Source organism: Vibrio coralliirubri (genome assembly GCF_024347375.1).
In the GTDB taxonomy this organism is placed as follows: Bacteria; Pseudomonadota; Gammaproteobacteria; order Enterobacterales; family Vibrionaceae; genus Vibrio; species Vibrio coralliirubri.
The window spans coordinates 1,624,447-1,641,998 of record NZ_AP025470.1; the positions used below are offsets into that span (position 1 = coordinate 1,624,447).

Sequence of the window (17,552 nt, forward strand, 5' to 3'; positions counted from 1 at the left end):
AATCAGTTAGACTCTTCCTTGTTTAACTCGTGTGCAGAAGTGCGAACGATAATGGCGTTTATTTGGTCGTTTTCGACATACCACGCCTTTGTGCTTCTCGCTTCTTCTGAGGTGTTTGCTCTTAGTATCACTCGGTAGTACTTCTTGTAAGGAGAGATAATCGGCTCATAAGCTGAAGGTGATAGGTTCTTGATGAAAGCTTCGGCGTTTTTCTTACTTGAGAAGGTAGCGAGTTGAACCAACCAATTTGCTGTACTTGGCGTAAAGTCGTTGGTTTGTGATGCTTCTATTGCGTCCGCTTTGCTGGCGTGACGAGGTGGATTTACTAAGTCTTTATCATCGCTGATGAATACGATGTCTTTGATTTCGCCCGATAAGACGTAACGTTCGCTAAAGCTTGGCAAGAATGTGAAATCACGCGCTCTTTGCTCGTGGGTCTTGGTGTACCAAAATTCAGTTAAGCCAATGCTGGTGGCGATTAAGCAGAAGAAAAACAGGCTGGTGATGAAGTAACGTTTACGCCTAGTTGGTTTCCTTACTTCTGGGAGTTTTACTTTAGTACGACAATGCACACCGCTAGCCGAGCGATATTGGCTGATGGTTTGTTCTAACTGATGAACAAACGCTTTTAACTGTTCAGCGCCGCCTTCACGATATTGGCCTTTGAATCCAATATTGATAAATAGGTAGATGATCTCTAAAAGGTCTATTAGCTTGTGGGGCTGTCTTGCGGCTTTTTCTGCAACGGAGAAGAACAGTTCGCCACCGTTACGCATGCCAAACAATTCGCTCAGCAGGGTCTTATTTTCCCAACCGCGTTTTTCTCCCCATTCGGTGTAGATGATGAATTCATCAATGACTACAGCGTATAAAAAGCACAGTTTATCGATCACCGCGATAGGGTAAGTGAGCTCGGTTGCTTGAGCTTTTATGTCGTTGATGCCTTGAATAAATTGTTCACGAAAGACCGTGAGATCTTCGGGTTCAGACAGTGTGGATATCTTGAGTGTTTTAGTCAGTAAATCACTGCTGATGTTGATCAGTTGATTCTCTGCCTTATCAAAATGACGCAGAAACTCTTCTTGAGTGCTGGTGGAGTGTACAGCAACCAATTTAGAGAATGCCTGATCAGACTCTGTGTTAGCAGAGCCTTTTGATGCTTTATCGATGACCAGTGTTTCTTCGTCTAAATAATCCATAGCCATTATCTCAACGCGTATAGAACGACTTCGAGAGCAGGAATGCGCGCATCAACGTGTAGGGCAATCGCGTCACGTGTGTCTAGCATGTCTAACCAATTGCGATCCTTAGTATCCACTTCGAAATAAGCGACGCCTTGCATCGGCTTAAGCTCGCTTGGTGCAATCGGAAGCGGTGTTAATGAGATACCAGAAAGCGAGCTTCTTACTAGATCTACGATCTTATTGTTACTGCTTAACTTAGCCGAAATAGGGAACAGCTCATTAAGCTCTGTACTGCTGATGTCGGATTTAACACTCAGAACGAAGCGACGGTTATAAACGCTGCTTGGGTCTTTGATTAAGGTGCGAAGTAGACGGCGTTTCTCAAACAGAGAAATATCCCATTTGAATTCGATGACTGAATCTTGCTGAACCAGTGTGAGTAGGTTTCGTAGGCTCGAAAACAACGGGTTAAAGTTGTCATAGAGCTTGTCATATTTTAGAGGCTGACATTCACTTGGAATCGCTGGTGTTAACGCCATGACTTGAGCTTCAAACTGTTTTAGTTTTGAATACAGTTCATGGGTTGGGTACTTGGTATTGCTGATGGTCAACTCAAACCACGGTAGCCAGGTGTTGAGAGTTTGCAGCCATAGAAAATCTTGCATCATAGACTGAGGGCTTTTTTGACCTTGGCCAGCTTCAATGCGTTTTAAAAGGTTTTGAGCTCGGTTGCTTACCAGTGCGTGGATCTCTTTGACTCGTTCACTGAGTAGGGTTGAAGCGCCGTAATGCAAGCAAGCAGGGATGAAGGCTCTATCAAGCATCACTTCGTCTGAGTCGCTGATTTCTAAAATCTTAGCTACTGGAATTAGGGTAAAGCCAGAGGTGTCTTCTCCCGCGAATTTGAGTCCGATATTGAGCTGAGCTACGTCGACTTCGACACTGGCGTTTTCGGAGGTAGAAGTATCGAATACATTGATTGAACGGGTGATGTAACGACTCTGTTCTTGGCCATCTTCGCTGTAGTCATTATTGCCTTGCAAAGAGATTGGCAGAGCAAGGTAGACGATAGTTTCAATGGTGCCTTGCGGAATATCGACAACAATCTCTTGCTTGAGGTTGAATTGGGTTCCATCGGGGAACACACCTGAACAGCTCGGTATAGACAGCTTACCGATCTTTAAGAGATCGTGGTTAAGCACTAGCTCGGTGATGCCAAAGAAAGGGGCAAAACCAGCCAGTGTTTCAATGTTCTGACGAATGTAGTTTTGCACATAGCGGTCTTGCTGCTGAAAGTGCTGAGGGGCAATAAACATCCCTTCTTGCCACACTACTTTTTTGAAAGCGTCCACGTAAAATCCTTTTCTATTATTTTTATATATTGGCTTTTTTATTAAAAGATTTGCCACCAGCTCGAGTCAGGCTGTATCACGGCTAACTCTGCTTTCTTCCCTGTAATCGTTAACTCTAAGGTTTGCTCTGGATCGGAAGGCATAATCAAAACGGACTTGGTTGTGCCATTCTGGTAATCCGCGAATTCGACCAGAGCTGCAATGTATTGCGTGTTTTTGTTGATGTCTAACGTCAGCTTTTGCTCTGAGTTAGGCAGTACTATCGGTAACACCTGTTTTGAAACTAAGTTTGCCGCCAATAACTGTAGGTCATTGTTGTATAAATCAATAAACGGTAATTGCTTAAACAGTTGTTGATCCGTCAATTGGTAAAGCCTAACCACAACTGGGTTCGCTTGGTCGTCGTTGTATTGGTTGACGGTCGCATCAGCTTTAACGGTCAACGAATATTGAGTGACAACAGGAGCTGGGTCCGATGAAGAACATGCTGTGATCAGTAAACAAAGCGATAAGAGTATGAGGCGTTTCATTCTCTTTCCTCACTTTGCTTCTGCATGTTCTCCATAAACAACGCTTTGAATTGACGTCTGAAATCCCCGTTGTCTTGACGATGTTGAAAATGCTTTCGGTAAATTTTCCAATACTTTTTATCTTTGTTGGTAAAAATGCCGCTACTGACATATTCACTAAATTGGCTCTCAAGCTGCTTTGGTGCGAACTCATTTAAGAACTGATCAACGGTTTGTTCTAGGGCGTCGAACAGCGCTTTTTGTTGAAGCTGAGGATTCTTTAAGTATTGTTGGTTCTTTTCGGTCAGCGTGATGAGCTTGTCGATCGACTCTTCTATACGCGTATTGTTCTCAACATTGACGGGCAGATATTCTAACTCTGCAGAAGAGAGCATGTTGTTATCGGCGTGAGAGATTTCGTCTACTTCAATATTCGGTATGACTTTGTCATCGTCCAAATCTTCAAATGGGTCAGATGAGAAGGGGTCGTCACTCAGAACATTCTTAGAAGAGAAGTTCGAGGTCTTCTGAACGGTAGCAACTTCTGGTGAGTCATCTAAAAAGTCAGTATCGCTGTCATCAAGCTTTAAGTTAAAAGGTTCTATAAAAGTGTCATCCTGTGTGGTGTTATTGGCCGCGTTGACTTTTGGATCACTCAATAAGCTAACCAGCAGTGTGTAGCCACCAAGTTTGATGATGTCGCCGTCGGTAATGACGTACTCTTTCTCTTTTGCCAAAGACTTGTCGTTTAGCGATACGCCGTTGTTACTGATGTCTTTAATCACGTAACCACGATCTGTCGGGTAGAGCTGACAGTGAGTTCTAGAGATCCACTTTGACTGATCGGGTAGCGCAATATCACATGACGGAGAACGACCTAAGCTTCCGCCACTTTCGGGCAGATACGTCACTCTAGAGGAAACAACCTCTTCAGCAGGTACAGAAATCATGTGGACACTGATGGACAATGGCTACTCCTTGCACTTGGATATGGCTGAATTAAAACTGTCTAAGAAACCCGAATAGGTTTTAAGGAATCGATTCGAAAAATAGACCCCCATATCCTTGGTATCCAAATTCGTCGAATTGAAGTAATCGAGTGGTAAAGAGGCTTTGTTCAATTCTCTTTTAAAGACCAACTCATCTTCTAAAACAACATCAATTTCCCTTTGTTTTAAAAGTCTTAGTAATACTTTAGCATCTCGTGGCTGCTTAACGACGTTAAATCCATTACGTTTTAGCCAAAACCATTTGTTTGAGCCAAATTTGGCAGAAAAGTTAAGGTTTAATTTTGACAATTCATCAACCTTCGGCTCCACTCCTGGGCCAAAATACCAATTCAACGTCTGTTTTGCGATGGGTGCTGAGAGCGTAGCGTATTCATCACGCTCAGAAGTTTTAGTGGCGACGAAAAAGCCGTGTTGGCTACCGCTATGCACGCGCAGTTGTGCGTCCGACCAAGTTGTCATTGTGAGTTGGTAAGGCTGTCCCATGATACCTAAGGCACATTTAACCTTGTCCAAAGCAATTCCTTGCATTGTCGCGTTTTCGTAGCTTTGGTAAGGCGGCCAATCTTGTGTAGTCAGCATTAGGCGAGATGGCCCAATTTTTACTTGAGCAGAGACACTCATCGACCAAAACGTCGAGATGAGTAGGGTGACTAACGATAGTCTGATGGTAGAGGCTCTAGTTAACGTCATTAGAGTGTCCTATCACTTCAGAAATCTTCAAAATAGACACTGGCGGGTAATAGTCGAGCTTGTGTGCAGCCTCGATATTAACAATATAGGAATATTGGCTTAGTGATTCTATTGGGATGTCTGAAGCTTTTTGAGTTCCTTTCAATATGTTCTTCGCTTTGTATCCAGCGAATTGACCAACATTGTAGTAACGGCTAACAATGCCAAACAGGGCCTTATGTTTTCTTATCGGGCTCTCGGTCGCCGAAAAAGTAGGTATACCTGCGGAATGTAGCCCCGATACGACTTCCCCACCTTGGGTGATAATGTATGAATCCGGGGGTAAATAAGCCATATCGATACCATCACGTTTCATATTGTTTATCGTGATGTTAATTAAGTCGCTATTTGACTTGGTTTTATCAATGTTTAATGGGTACAACATAACACGCTTGTTATAAATTTCCGATAACTCCATCATTTTATTTGCGGTGATAATCGAATTATTTTCGTCAGCGTTATATATAACCCCAAGGCTTGAAATGTTATTGAGCTTTTCTATCGCTTTAAACTGTATTTCATGGGGTACGATGTGCGATACACCAGTAAAGTTTCTGTCTGTTGAAGATAAATCAGTGATTAACTTAGAGCCCACCGGGTCGGTCACGATACTGAATACGACCGGCGTCGTATTATTTACTCTAAATTCACTAGGTTCTGTGTAAGTTCCTAATAAATTCAATGTGATAGTTGTACCAAATGAATAAATGAGGTCAGCTTCTTTATATTCTAGATCTCTTATATGTTGTTTGAGCTTAGCTTTATCTCGGTTTGCATCAAGAACGGTAAATCTCACATCAATATGTTGGGATAAATAATCCATGAAGCCTTGTTCAGCATCCGTTACTCCTCGCCATAATAAAAGAATGACGTGTTTTTCATCACTTTTAGCGAATGAGAGGGGCGACATTAAAATAAAGCTAAGAACGAACACTATAAATCTCATGATTGAACCCCTAGCTTCTGTTTATCAGATTTCAGGAATATCGAGAAAAACACAATTAAACTAAAGGAACTCGCGAGAAGCGACGCGCCAAATATAAGAATGGTTTGGTCGTAACCGAAGATACTCAAACAAACCCCAGCCAGCATTGGCCCCGCGATATTACCGATACGCTCTGTAAGTCTAAATATACCGATGATTTTTCCCTTCTCGATGCCCTGACCAGACAGGAGGTCGATGACCAAAGGTATTTGTGGAGAAACACAGATGCCGTGTGCAATACCAATAATGATCACGATGAGTAGCAGCCCTAATGTGCCTTGGAAGAAGTAGAAGTTGAGCAAGGCAAGGGATGAAAGCAAACCACCGATAAAAATGAAGGCCATTTTGTTTTTAAGCTTATCAACTAATATCGCGCTTAATGGTGAAATTAATATGATCGCGAGGCCATACGCCATAATCACCCGTCCAGAAACAGAGCTGCTTTCGCCTAGGAATTGCAGATAGACAGGGCAGATGTAGTAGAGGAAGCCTGTCAGTACGATCTTCGCCGGTATCGCACTGAATATCGTAATTAGCGCAAAATACTTATTACTCAACAGAAGCTTAAAGTCTTTCAGCTGAACGGGTTTACTCGCGTTGCTGGTAGTCGACTTTTCAAAGAACACATAGACTAGCAAGACACTCAATGTTGCCAACAGTCCTGCGAGCATAAATGTTTCTGAGTATCCAAGTTTCTCGGCGAGGATCCCGCCAATAGCGGCGCCACATAAAGAGCCAGAGAAGAATGATGACAAGAAAGTCGCCATTCCTTTGGTGCGATTAGAGTCGTTAGTGGTATCTGATACATAACCTTGTGCTGAAATAAAGACGATACCGTAGCCTACAGCGGTAAAAGCTCTAGCTACCAACAAGAGTTCGAGAGATTGAATGAAAGCAGTAGCAACTAAGCCAATACAAGTGATGAGTCCACCTGTCATCAATGAATGCCTTCTGCCTACTTTATCTGACCAGTAACCTGCAAATGGCAGTGAGATAGCCCAGCACAACATGAACAGAGAAATGGGTAAGCTCGTAACTAGGTTTTCAGGGATCCAACCGGTTGTGTTTTCCAGTGAAGAGACAAACCTAGGGAAGAAGGCGAGTGAAGATGCTTCTGAGAACACCAATAAAAATAGGGGCAAGCGAATGAATCGAAAGTCTTGCTTGTCAATGTCTTGTGATGGTTGATTAGGGTTTAGCTTGGTAATGGCTTGATTAGTCAGGTTGAGCAGCTTGCCAATTTCGTCGCGCGTAGAGATCTTGGCTAAGTGATTCACGATGTCGCGGTTGACCAACATGAACACTTTCTTTACCTGATTCCAAGGCGAAATAATCATGAAGTTACACATGAACAGAATGATTTCTGCAACCACAAGGCAAGAGGCAACCAACACGGTAATCATGTCCATGACGCTTTCTTTAAGCAGGTTAATGATCAAGTTGTTGTCGGTGGTGACATTCAGTTGAATTGTGTGGCTGTTGTTGAGTGAGAATGTCGATTCGCGGATAGAAGGGTGATCGATTTGTTCCGCAGGATAACGATAGGAAGTACCCGATTGTCCTTCAAAGTTAATCGATAGGATCTCGCTATGATGATCAACGAAGAACGCAAATTCGTCTTCTAGACCATGTAGCTTATCGGCAGGAACGCCTTTATCGAGTAGCTCTTTAATCATTTGATTTAAAGAGTCGCCAATCAGGTTGGACTTCTGTTCGAGCTTAACCTCGTAAATCTGTGAAAACTTGTCTAAAGATTGATACGAAACTCCTAGGTTAGCAATGATCGTCAACAGGATAGCAAGAGAGATGATAAACACAGGAAAGTGTTTGTTTTTCAACTTCTCAAACTTAGACAATGAATTCGGGGATTGCAGCGCCTTGTGAGCTTGGGTAATCATTGGCAGTAATTCATCCGAATCGGTCGCGGACTCAAATATTGCAGTTGCGCCTTTTACTCGGCCGACAATACCTTTCAATAGATACTTCAAGGCGACAAAGGCAAATAGGCAAGAGAGTAGTATCCAAATTGCCGAATAGAGGAACTGGAGCTTGAGTAAGAAGGTTTTTTGTTGTTCTAACAGAGTTGTGGAGTAGTAGAGCTTTACTTGCCCCTCAACTAATCCAAAAGAGTTGGTGATATCGAGCGATAGCTGACGGTTATTCTCGTTGCTTTGTTCTCCGGTACCAAACAGTCGTTCGCCAGAGCTTGAGACGACAACCAAGGCGGTAATACCGTCAACGATTTTCAATCGACGATCCAGCATGCCTTGTATGTTTGATATTGCAGAGAGAGGCAAGCCTAAACTGATCGCTTGGTTGATATCGTTATGTGTTTCTTCTAATACTATTTCATAGATGGAGTCGGAGGTTTCAGTGAGCCTTTTCTCGAAATTAAAATAGTTCAGCGTTGCATTTAAGGTGATGGAAAACAGCAAAACCGCCATGATAGCAAGCATCAACTTAACCCGAAGTGACAGGTTAATTAATGAAGGTTTGATCAATGTTTGGCTGGCTTTGCTGTTCATAGTTAAAACCTACTTAATCGATAAATCGAAGTCAGCACTATTGTTGGTCGCGCTAACGGTGACTTGAGTAATAGGTTCGCTTCGGCTGAGTCGACCAATACACTCTTCAGCTAATCTCGGCATCAATGAGCGGTTAATGATTTGCTCGACTGCACGGCCACCTGTCGTTGGATCGGTATTACGGTCAACCACGAATTGAATGAAGTCTGCGTCCCAAGTAAAGGAAGCTTGATATTGTTCTGCGAGTTTCTTCTTGATTCGATTTAACGAGATCTCAGTGATTTTCGCTAACTCTTCATCGTTAAGCGGGTAGTAAGGGACAATGGTTGTTCGTCCTAAGAAAGCAGGTTTGAAGTATTGCTGTAAGTCCGGACGAATCGATTCAAGTAGCTCGTCGTTGTCGATACGGTCTGTGGTTTTAGCGCACACATCACAGATAGCTTGGTCAGCTGCGTTCGACGTCATGATGATGATGGTGTTTTTGAAATCGACAGTTCGGCCTTCACTGTCTTTGATATGGCCTTTATCGAAGATTTGATAGAACAGGTCATGCACGCCAGGGTGTGCTTTCTCCATCTCATCCAACAGTAGTACTGAGTATGGGTTACGTCGGATAGCTTCCGTTAACACACCGCCTTCACCAAAGCCGACATAGCCAGCAGGTGAGCCGAGTAGCATCGAAATCTTATGCTCCTCTTTAAACTCGGTCATGTTAATCACGGTAAGGTCGTTGCTACCTCCGTACAGTTGCTCCGCAAGTGCCATGGCGGTTTCAGTTTTACCCACACCACTAGGGCCACACATCAGGAACACACCAATCGGTTTACGATTATCGGTTAACCCAGCGCGTGATATGCGAATCGCTTTTGCGAGCTCGTTTTTTGCGACATCTTGACCAATAACTCGAGTATTAAGCTCGTCTTCTAAGGTCAGCAGCTTGGCGATTTCATCACTCATCATGTTGCCAACAGGAATACCGGTCCAATTCGCAATCACTTGAGCAATGGTGTTGTCGTCAACCATGGCGTAAACAAGAGGTTCTTCACCTTGCAGATCGGCCAATTCAGTACGCAGGGTGTCGAGCTGTTTTTGCTTGTTAGCGTCAACAGCGTCTTGCTCTTGTTCTTCCGTTATCTCTTGTTGAACCGCTTTGATTTGGTCAACTAACTCAATCTCTTTCTCCCAGCGTGTGTAATATGCTGCCAATGCTTGTTGGTTTTCTTCAATCGATTGTGTGAGTTCTTTGATCAATTCAGCGCTATTTGAGAACAACGCATCTTCTTTTTCTAACGCCGACTTTTCGTTTTCTTGGTAACGAATAGTTTGCTCTAACGTTTCCAATACTTCTGGTTTCGCGCCTTGTGTCAGTGCGATTCGTGCACTGGCAGTATCAAGCAGGCTAATCGCTTTGTCTGGCAGTTGGCGACTTGGCAGGTAACGGATCGATAAGTTGACCGCGGCTTCAATCGCGGATTCAGCAATAAAAGCGCCATGGTGAGCTTGTAATGAAGCCGCCACACCACGCAGCATTTGCATCGCATCTTCTGCGTTAGGCTCTTCAATGGTCACGACTTGGAATCGGCGTGTTAGAGCAGGATCTTTTTCGAAGTACTTTTTGTATTCCGCCCAAGTTGTCGCGGCGATGGTTTTGAACTCACCACGCGCCAAGGCTGGTTTGAGAAGGTTGGCCGCGTCGTTTTGTCCGGCAGCGCCGCCTGCACCAATAAGGGTGTGGGCTTCATCGATAAATACGATGATGGGTACTTCTGAGCTTTTCACTTCGTTGATGACGTCTTTTAAGCGGTTTTCAAACTCACCTTTAACGCTCGCACCAGCTTGCAGTAAGCCAAGGTCTAAAGAGTGGATTTGCACGCCTTGTAGAGCACTAGGAACTTCGTCGGCTGCAATTCTTAACGCTAAGCCTTCAACAACAGCGGTTTTACCTACGCCGGGTTCACCGACCATAATTGGGTTGTTTTGGCGTTTACGACACAAGATATCAATCGCTTTTCTTACTTCGGCATTACGGCCAGAAATAGGATCGATATTGCCGTCAATCGCTTGTTGAGTCAGATTAACCGTGTACTTGCTCAGTGCGTCGTTACCTGCGGGTGTGGTATCGACAGAGCCACCGGCTGAGGGCGTTGCAGAATTACGGGCAATAGGGGTTTTCTTTATCAGACCTTGTAGAGATTCGAGTGAAACACTGCTCAGAGTTTCTAGCTGCAGGGTGCTGACGCCTAACACGTTCTGTTGCATCAACGCTTGAATTAGATGCAAGCTGACGATTTCGCCATGACCATAGTTTACCGATGCAATCATCCAAGCATCTTTGATTAATTCAGTTAAGCCATGGCTTAGTGTCGGCTGACCTTCGCTGCCTTTTGGAAGCATAGATATTTTCTTGGAAAGCTCATTCACTAAGGCGTCTAATGACAGCTTTTGAGATTCGCACAACGCCATTAGCTTCGGATCTTTTTGGGAAATAAGCTGAAGGATCCAGTGTTCTGTTTCTATCGCTCCAACACCTTGGTTCATCGCCGCGCCCGCAGACGCTTCCAACGCTTGCTTCAGTTCGGGAGATAGCTTTCCTACTAAGTTAGTGAGAGTTACTTGTGTCATAGTCAATTCCTTGTATCTCTAAAATCTACACATTCCGTATTTATGAACTACAAAAGCAAAATCTTTACGGTTTCATTGGGGTTACGCTCAGGTGCAAGGTAGTCAATTTCACCTAAACGAGCGGCTATAGAAACCTTGCTTGATAAACGGGGTTTGGTTAAATATGAACGTTTGACGTTCAGATAAATGGCAACAGGCGTACTGTCTTTTAAATAGTGCTGAGTCAAAGACAACACGGCTTTTGCAAATTGTTCATCTTTTTGAATCTCGAGGAACTCATTTCTGTTCTTTGGGGTAACAAAAATACTCAAGTTGTTGAAATGGGCTAAACAAGTTTTGCCGACCAAAAAACCTTGCCCTAAGCGACTGTTAAAATCTCGATTAACACCAATGCGAGTTAACGAGTCGGTCGGCAATAGACGCTGTTCAAATGCTTTGCATTCCACCTCGATGGAATATGGGAAAAAGTCATTTAAAATCTTTTTCAGAGTCGTCAGGTTTCGGCTTTGCTGGCTTAGCAGTAGTGAATATTGGAGATACTCTTTGTGCTCTTTTCCAAGCGCAGCAAAGTGATTCAATAATGCTGTTTTCTTTGGATTTTGCTCACTTTCAACGAGCAGCCAACGTCGAGCATTTGTTCGATAGGTGATTTCAAAGTGCCGTTGATTAAATACGTCCAGAAAATCTTGCAACGAATGATCTTCATTGTGGATCGCGGCTAACAACTCTTCGTATATGTAATTAGGTATCACGCCTTTAACGCCCGAGAGCGCTTGTTTTGCCAATCTGAGTTTGGCTTTGTTCCCCTTTAACGAGAAGTATTGGATCTCTTGAGGGTTGCCAGTCGGCATCGCCTCCGATTTCAATTGGATCTGTATCGGCGCGCTACTTTGGGACTGAAGTTGCTCCAATAGCCTCATTGCCTGAGAGAAATCGTACTTTTCAGGCTGAGCGGCTAGGTCTTCGATGAAAGGCTTCATATGTCCCCCTTACAGTCTAAGCTCTGGTTATTTTCAGCTCGCATCATTGCCGATATTCGCTGAGTTATAAGCACAATTGACTACCGTGAATCTTAGGGTACTTTTTAACGACACCATCTCGTCCGTAGATTCGGATCTTGAGTTGTATATATCGATCAAAACTACAAAACTGTTGGAAGAAGCGATTTAACACGTCGGCAAACGCCAAGTAGGGCGAGGCTGCATCGAGTGTGAGTTCAATCTCGGTTCCTGGAGAGAATACATTTTTGCCCAGAACGCGAATCGCAGACACTTGAGAGTTAAACGTGATCGAGTGAATCATTTGAATTTCAGCGCTCGATACTTGTTCTCGGCTGCACAAACTCAACATATGCTTGAGGTCAGCAACCGGATTACTAGACTGCACCAGTGATGAAAAGTTGGTGTTCAGTAAGCTAATGAATTCCCAATGGATATTTTGGTCGAGTTCCTTTGTTATGGGTGCCGAAGGCGGATAAATAGGCGAAAAATCACCGGGTAAATCAATACTCTCTAGGCATTCCAGAGTGCCGTTTACGCCACACGCTTGCTTGCCATTTGTACACAACAAGTGAGTGCCAAGCAGCTTACTAAATTCAGCCTCTGGCGCTTTAGATAGCGAGATTGCGATGCTCATTTCACCAAAGTGATTGTGTTTACTTTGCCAGTAGTCATATTGCTGATTGTGGGTGTATTTCTCTTTAAAAAGAGGAACTAACGGTATTTCACCGTTAGGTGTGATTTCGTACACCTTCTGAATTTCGATGATTTCAATATTGTTGTCGCTGTGCGCGTCGGCATTCACAGGAACTGAAAGGGTTCTGTGATCGTATGCAATAGGTTCACCTGTCTGCTCAAACAAGTTAATTGCTGGCATTACGTTTAACTTGAAAACATCTTTATTGAATAGACGGATAAATTCGGATGGCAATGACGACATGAACAAGTTAATGATGATTTCTGACTCATCAAATTGGCCTGCGTAATCCGCAAAGTTCTTAAGCCTAAAGAACTGTCGCTTCTCTTTGAAAAAGAAAAACTCGTTAATCAGTTGGTAGCCCGTGAATTGATTACCATGCTCAGGTAAAAACTTAAACTCGAGATCGCTGATTCGATTTTTAAGCTGGTGGCTATCAATGGTGACATGTTGAGCGCATTCGCTATCTGAGATAGAAATCGCTAAGGTGTTATTGAGAAGAAGCTCGACTAGAGAGTCCGCATTGTTTTCAAACCCTTTGACGAAGAAGTCGAGGTCATTCAGTTCTAAATGGCTGAAATGTACTTCGGGGTCGCCAGTGTTCAGTGAAATCTGAACGACCGCTGAGCTTTGATTAGCTGATTTGGGTCTGTTGAAGCTAAACGGGGCGCTTAGCGCTTTGATGTTGCCTAAGCTAAATGGTGCTATTTTGAGTTCATCGACGGTTCTAAATAGGCATTCGTTTTTTGTGTTGGTGCTCGAAAACAGCGAACCTTTTGGCAAAGTACTCGATTCAATAGGGCCTTCTTCAGCAACTAACTCAAGATAAGCAACGCTAGGAACGGTTTGTATATAAGACGGATAGAGCACTCCTAATATACCTTCGATGACCTCAGGTAACTGCTCTGATAGTTTCTTTTCTACTTTAGCATTTAATAGTGCGACACCATCTAATAGACGAGCCATGCTAGGGTCTTCAATCTTACCTTGATGAATATTGAGCTTCTCAGCGTGCGTCGGGTATTCCTGACCGAACTGACCTAACGAACGGCGCACAAAAGCCAGTTCTTGCTCGAAATAACGCATAATAGGTTCAGTCATAGTTATCTTCTTCTAATGAGGTTGTTAGGTCACTTAATGCGATTTTGGAGTCAAAGATAAGGTCTTGTTCGCCATGACTTGTCTTAACCTTGGCGATGATGTTGAACGATAGTGAGTTTTCACCCTCTTTGCGCTCTCCAAGCTCTACCGAGATGTCATGGAGTCGTGGCTCAAAGCTTTTTATCCACGTTTCAATACGCAGAGTCAGCTGTGTTTTTTCTAGAGTGGCACTCAGCAATTGAATATCTTCGATACCAAACTTTAAGTTCGAGCGATTGACTTCTATCAGTCGGTTATCGATATCTGTCAATGATGCTTCAGCTTCAAGGAGCTTGGTGAGATGGAACTTGATGTCTTCAATCTCCGCATCCTGATAGGGCTTTGAATCACTGATAAAGGTCTTCCAAAAACTCATTACGCCACCTCATTTAGGTCGGTGGTCAGCACAACTTCACCACTGAAGTAATCAAATTGGTATTGAGGAACAATACGCAGAGTACAAGCGAAGCTGCCAGCTTGAGAACTCGATTCCGTCACGCTCACTTTGGCGAAGCTGAGTGGGTATTTGGATAAGGTTTCCTCATTGGCAAATGAAACGTTACTCGAGAACTTTTCAATCCAATGGGTCAAAAACAGTTCACACTCGGTCGCGTTGTTGAAGCTGCCGATCATCTCTCTTACTTGAACTTTTAGGTAATGAGCAATTCTGCAAGACATCAGTGTGGTTTGAATCTGCGTGAGTACTTTGTCATTGTCGTTTTGTCCGCACTGCCAAATTGAGTTGTTACCATTGAAGTAAAACTTGTCGGTCAAAGGGCTTTTTGCGAGTGGGATAAAGCCGCTTTGAGCGTAGAAGTTCGACAGTTGGCCGAACAAGCTGATATCCGTCACTGGTTTTTGCAGGTGACTGTCGAAATAGTGATTGGTTGGTAGGTTAACGACGGCACCTTGCAGCTTGTCGTTCCAACGGGATTTTAGGAAGCCAAACCAGTTCACGCGGTGAAATTCTCGCATGATAGTGGTAGCCAGTACCATATTGGCTAATCCCCAAGCACCTTGACCTTGCTCGTTGTAAATGAAGCCAGCGCGTCGATTCTTGTATGCGTCTCTCAGGCGGATTTGTGGTAGCGCCATGCCAATAAAGCGAGAGCTCGGCTTACTGCGTAAATCCTGCCACGCTTTAAAGTCGGGGCCGGAAAGGATCTTATTGATACGTTCGATATCAGATAACCAATCGGCACCGCTTTCACCAAAGAAGGTTGCTACGGGAGAAAACAACATAGGGCAGAGTGTTGCTTCGCCTAATTTGCCTAACAATTCTACGGTAAACAGATCGTCGTAGTCGGCATCAAAATCGATATCCATTGAGATAGGGTGGCTAAAGGTGATGCAACCAAAAGGGTGACCACCTAAGGTATTCAGTTCGTTATTGCCGATCTTGTTATACAAGTCACTGGATTTGGTGGAATAGGCTTGATTGACGTCGCTAGAGATCTCAGCCCAGTTCATATCGAGCAGTTTTACATGCGCTCTTTGGTAACTGACGGGTAAGGAAACAAGCTGCTGAAGGCTTAACCAGTTACGTTCCAGTTTTTGAAACTCTGGTTCATGGAGGACTTCATCAAGCTGTAAACTGAGTTTGGAATCGATTGCTGATATAAGTGTAGATATCAATGAAATTAGTGAGGATTTAGAGCTTAAGGAGTGTTTGTCTAGCTCAGATAACAGAGATAAAGCCTCTTTCATAAAGGTATTATCTGTGTCATCTAATTGATTGAATTTGTTTTGCCATTCTGTATTTAACTTCATACAAAATTTTTGGCCGGATTGCTCCGGCCAAATCCATATTAGCCTGGAATCTTAGCAACCATTCGAACTGAGGTCGTCAGTTCTTCAAGTTGTAACCAAGGTCTTAGATGAGCGACAGCTGAGTATGCGCCTGGCTTACCAGGTTGCTCGACCACTTCAATGCGAGATTCACAAAGAGGGGTTTTTGCACGTTGCTCATTACCAATGGCACCTGCATTGGTGTATTGGTCGATCCATAGTTGCAGCTCTCGTTTGATATCCGGAGCTTCAAGATTCGAGCCTAACTTGTCGCGACCCATTACTTTCAGGTAGTGGGCGATACGGCTACTTGCCATGATGTAAGGCAGGCGAGCTGAAATTGCCGCGTTTGCCGTTGCATCTGGGTCCGTGAAGGTTTTAGGCTTCTGAGTTGTTTGACCACCGATGAACACAGCGTAGTTAGAGCTTTTGTAGTGAACCAAAGGAAGGAAACCAAGGTCAGATAGCTCTTTCTCACGCTCATCCGTTAGGTTAACTTCTGTTGGGCACTGCTGAAGTAGGTCGCCCGCTTCAGACTTGTACGTTAGGTTTGGAAGGTTCTCGACCTTACCGCCGTTATCCAGACCACGAATAGACGTACACCAACCTGAAGCCGTATAAGCTTGAGTCATTTTAAGACCCAGATCATACGCTGCATTAGACCAAACTAACTGATCATTGCTGGTTGGCTTAGGATTACCATCCATATCAGTACCAAGCTCTTCATAAGCGAAGACATCAGTACTCAAACCTTTGTCACCATAAGGTAGGCGAGCAAGAGTTCGTGGCAGTGTTAGGGTTACGTAGCGAGCATCATCACTCTCACGGAATGAATTCCACGCAGCGTAAGCCGGAGAGTCGAAACCCGCAGCAACAGGCTTGCCTTCAGAGAATGTTTGGAAGTCATTAAACTCGAACATCTCAGCATTGGCTGCAGCAACGAATGGTGCGTGACACGCTGCAGCAACTTCACCCATGTAGCGAAGCAGAGCAACATCTTCATCTTTCGCACTGAACTCGTAATCACCGATGAATGTGCCGTATGGTTCACCACCCGCAGTACCGAACTCACCTTGATAAACCGCATTGAATAATGGGCTACGGTCAATCGCTGGTGCATCTTCAAATTGATCAAGCAGCTCTTCTTGAGTGTAATCGACCATTTTGATCTTTAGATCACGACCAAGTTCGCTCTCTTTAACGAGTTTTTGTAGACCACGCCAAGAGCCTTCGAGCTTCTGTAAGTCTTTTTGTTGCATGACTTCAGATAACTGTTGAGATAGCTTTTTATCTATCTCAGAGATAGCGTTTTCAATTGTTTTTGTAACGTTCTTATCCCACGTCACGGTGCCAGAAAGAGCTTGCTCTGTAAGTACAGAAAACAGTTCTTTTGTCGTGTCTGCAGGAGTTTGAGTGGTTGCTTCAATCGCACGGTCTAGGAAACTCAGTGAGCCTTCCGCTGCTTCCGGTTGCGCTTGATTCTCAGTTTCAGTACTCATTACTCAGCCCCTTCTTCTTTAATGCCAAGCTCATCAGAAAGAGCATTAATCGTATCTGCACTTTGTAGAACTTCTTTAAGCAGCTTTTCTAGATCGCGGGAACGATCAGCTTTAGAAAGAAGTACCTTCAGTTGATTACGGGTTTCGACGAGTTTTTTCAGCGGTTCAACCTGTTCGATAATTGCCTCAGGTTCGAAATCTTTCATCGAGTCAAATTTAAGGCTCGCTTCAAACTGGCTGTCATCACCGGCAAGTACATTGTCTACTTTTAGGGATAATTCAGGGCCAACACGCTTCATTACAGTGTCGAAGTTGTCTTTATCAACGTTATAGAAGGTACGATCTTCCACTTCTTCTTTGTCTTGCTTATGGCCTGAGTAGTCACCAATAACCCCAACAACAAAAGGGAGCTCTTTGGTTTCTACAGCGCCATTAGTCTCAACGTCATAGGTAATACTTACGCGGTTCTTACTTACGCGTTTATGTTGGGAATTTAGTGCCACGGTAACTCTCC

At 43.9% G+C, this 17,552-nt stretch carries 14 protein-coding genes; all 14 read right to left on the reverse strand.

Going from position 1 to position 17,552, the window contains the following annotated elements; translation table 11 throughout:
* Positions 1 to 2: 2 nt before the first annotated feature.
* Complete coding sequence (gene icmH / locus OCV20_RS07395) at positions 3 to 1,199, reverse strand: type IVB secretion system protein IcmH/DotU (protein WP_162926793.1); 1,197 nt, start codon at positions 1,197 to 1,199, stop codon at positions 3 to 5.
* Positions 1,200 to 1,204: 5 nt separating this feature from the next.
* Positions 1,205 to 2,536, reverse strand: a complete 1,332-nt coding sequence (tssK, locus tag OCV20_RS07400; protein ID WP_086774603.1) for a type VI secretion system baseplate subunit TssK — start codon at positions 2,534 to 2,536, stop codon at positions 1,205 to 1,207.
* A 41-nt stretch (positions 2,537 to 2,577) separates the two neighbouring features.
* On the reverse strand, positions 2,578 to 3,066 hold the full coding sequence (gene tssJ, locus OCV20_RS07405; RefSeq protein ID WP_050648245.1) for a type VI secretion system lipoprotein TssJ: 489 nt from the start codon (positions 3,064 to 3,066) through the stop codon (positions 2,578 to 2,580).
* Positions 3,063 to 4,013 carry an FHA domain-containing protein gene (locus OCV20_RS07410; RefSeq protein ID WP_086774604.1) on the reverse strand — a complete coding sequence of 317 codons (951 nt, stop codon included), beginning with the start codon at positions 4,011 to 4,013 and terminating at the stop codon, positions 3,063 to 3,065. Before OCV20_RS07410 ends, tssJ begins: the two co-directional genes overlap by 4 nt.
* Before the next feature lie 3 nt (positions 4,014 to 4,016).
* Entirely contained in the window at positions 4,017 to 4,745 is a 729-nt protein-coding gene (locus OCV20_RS07415; protein WP_048616380.1) for a type 2 periplasmic-binding domain-containing protein, read from the reverse strand.
* On the reverse strand, positions 4,732 to 5,730 hold the full coding sequence (locus OCV20_RS07420; protein WP_086774605.1) for an ABC transporter substrate-binding protein: 999 nt from the start codon (positions 5,728 to 5,730) through the stop codon (positions 4,732 to 4,734). The genes OCV20_RS07415 and OCV20_RS07420 overlap by 14 nt, the downstream gene beginning before the upstream one ends.
* Positions 5,727 to 8,294, reverse strand: a complete 2,568-nt coding sequence (locus OCV20_RS07425; protein WP_086774606.1) for an MFS transporter — start codon at positions 8,292 to 8,294, stop codon at positions 5,727 to 5,729. Before OCV20_RS07425 ends, OCV20_RS07420 begins: the two co-directional genes overlap by 4 nt.
* Positions 8,295 to 8,303: 9 nt before the next feature.
* Positions 8,304 to 10,916: a type VI secretion system ATPase TssH gene (gene tssH / locus OCV20_RS07430; protein WP_086774607.1), complete on the reverse strand. Its 2,613-nt coding sequence runs from the start codon at positions 10,914 to 10,916 to the stop codon at positions 8,304 to 8,306.
* Positions 10,917 to 10,963: 47 nt separating this feature from the next.
* The gene (locus OCV20_RS07435) at positions 10,964 to 11,896 is read right to left on the reverse strand and encodes a type VI secretion system baseplate subunit TssG (RefSeq protein WP_086774608.1); all 933 of its coding nucleotides are present in this window, start codon (positions 11,894 to 11,896) and stop codon (positions 10,964 to 10,966) included.
* Between the two features lie 64 nt (positions 11,897 to 11,960).
* Positions 11,961 to 13,712, reverse strand: a complete 1,752-nt coding sequence (tssF, locus tag OCV20_RS07440; protein WP_086774609.1) for a type VI secretion system baseplate subunit TssF — start codon at positions 13,710 to 13,712, stop codon at positions 11,961 to 11,963.
* Positions 13,705 to 14,127, reverse strand: a complete 423-nt coding sequence (gene tssE, locus OCV20_RS07445; RefSeq protein ID WP_050633453.1) for a type VI secretion system baseplate subunit TssE — start codon at positions 14,125 to 14,127, stop codon at positions 13,705 to 13,707. The genes tssF and tssE overlap by 8 nt, the downstream gene beginning before the upstream one ends.
* Entirely contained in the window at positions 14,127 to 15,521 is a 1,395-nt protein-coding gene (locus OCV20_RS07450; protein ID WP_086774610.1) for a type VI secretion system contractile sheath domain-containing protein, read from the reverse strand. Before OCV20_RS07450 ends, tssE begins: the two co-directional genes overlap by 1 nt.
* Before the next feature lie 38 nt (positions 15,522 to 15,559).
* Positions 15,560 to 17,038: a type VI secretion system contractile sheath large subunit gene (gene tssC, locus OCV20_RS07455; protein WP_048606898.1), complete on the reverse strand. Its 1,479-nt coding sequence runs from the start codon at positions 17,036 to 17,038 to the stop codon at positions 15,560 to 15,562.
* Positions 17,038 to 17,541, reverse strand: coding sequence for a type VI secretion system contractile sheath small subunit (gene tssB, locus OCV20_RS07460; RefSeq protein ID WP_009846607.1), 504 nt, complete (start codon positions 17,539 to 17,541; stop codon positions 17,038 to 17,040). The genes tssC and tssB overlap by 1 nt, the downstream gene beginning before the upstream one ends.
* Between the last annotated feature and the right edge of the window lie 11 nt (positions 17,542 to 17,552).

Excerpts from the sequence above, each read along its gene's own strand:
- icmH (WP_162926793.1), bottom strand. The coding sequence starts at position 1,199 with ATGGATTATTTAGACGAAGAAACACTGGTCATCGATAAAGCATCAAAA.
- tssJ (WP_050648245.1), bottom strand. The coding sequence starts at position 3,066 with ATGAAACGCCTCATACTCTTATCGCTTTGTTTACTGATCACAGCATGT.
- OCV20_RS07415 (WP_048616380.1), bottom strand. The coding sequence starts at position 4,745 with ATGACGTTAACTAGAGCCTCTACCATCAGACTATCGTTAGTCACCCTA.
- OCV20_RS07420 (WP_086774605.1), bottom strand. The coding sequence starts at position 5,730 with ATGAGATTTATAGTGTTCGTTCTTAGCTTTATTTTAATGTCGCCCCTC.
- OCV20_RS07425 (WP_086774606.1), bottom strand. The coding sequence starts at position 8,294 with ATGAACAGCAAAGCCAGCCAAACATTGATCAAACCTTCATTAATTAAC.
- tssH (WP_086774607.1), bottom strand. The coding sequence starts at position 10,916 with ATGACACAAGTAACTCTCACTAACTTAGTAGGAAAGCTATCTCCCGAA.
- OCV20_RS07435 (WP_086774608.1), bottom strand. The coding sequence starts at position 11,896 with ATGAAGCCTTTCATCGAAGACCTAGCCGCTCAGCCTGAAAAGTACGAT.
- tssF (WP_086774609.1), bottom strand. The coding sequence starts at position 13,712 with ATGACTGAACCTATTATGCGTTATTTCGAGCAAGAACTGGCTTTTGTG.
- tssE (WP_050633453.1), bottom strand. The coding sequence starts at position 14,127 with ATGAGTTTTTGGAAGACCTTTATCAGTGATTCAAAGCCCTATCAGGAT.
- OCV20_RS07450 (WP_086774610.1), bottom strand. The coding sequence starts at position 15,521 with ATGAAGTTAAATACAGAATGGCAAAACAAATTCAATCAATTAGATGAC.
- tssC (WP_048606898.1), bottom strand. The coding sequence starts at position 17,038 with ATGAGTACTGAAACTGAGAATCAAGCGCAACCGGAAGCAGCGGAAGGC.